The organism is Nonomuraea composti, from assembly GCF_012034275.1.
GTDB lineage: Bacteria > Actinomycetota > Actinomycetes > Streptosporangiales > Streptosporangiaceae > Nonomuraea > Nonomuraea composti.
Map to the genome: position 1 here is coordinate 1 of NZ_JAATEP010000164.1, position 580 is coordinate 580.

A 580-nucleotide genomic window follows, 5' to 3' on the forward strand; every position below is an offset into this window, starting at 1 on the left:
CGCCAGCGCGGCGGCGTCGTTGACGCCGTCGCCCACCATCGCCACCACCTTGCCCTCGGCCTGCAGCCTCTTGACCACGTCCACCTTGTCGGCGGGCAGCACCTCGGCGATCACCTCATCGATGCCCACCTCTTGGGCGACGGTCCTGGCCACCGCCTCGTTGTCGCCGGTCAGCAACACCGGGGTCAGGCCCAGCGCCCGCAGCCGGGCGATCGCTTCCTTGCTCGTCGGCTTGACCACGTCCGCGACCACCAGCACGGCCCGCGCCTTGCCGTCCCAGCCGACCGCCACGGCGGTGCGGCCCTTCGCCTGTTCGGCGGCCAGCGCGTCCGCCAGCTTCGCCGGGAGGTGCTGGGACCACTCCTCCAGCAGCCGGGGCCGCCCGACCAGCACCGCGTGCCCGTCCACGATCCCCTGCACGCCCAGCCCCTCAACGTTCGTGAAACCCTCCACACTCGCCTCGGAGCGGGCCTGGCGGGCGATCGCCTGCGCGATGGGGTGCTCGGAGGCGTGCTCCAGCGCGCCGGCCAGGCGCAGCACCTCCTCCTCGCTCTCCCCCTCGGCCACGTGCACGCCGGTG

The 580-nt window shown here is 73.8% G+C and carries 1 protein-coding gene; it reads right to left on the minus strand.

Annotated features, from left to right (window positions below; genetic code table 11):
• On the minus strand, positions 1–580 hold a 580-nt coding region (locus HCN51_RS57810; RefSeq protein WP_168022239.1), incomplete at both ends, for an HAD-IC family P-type ATPase.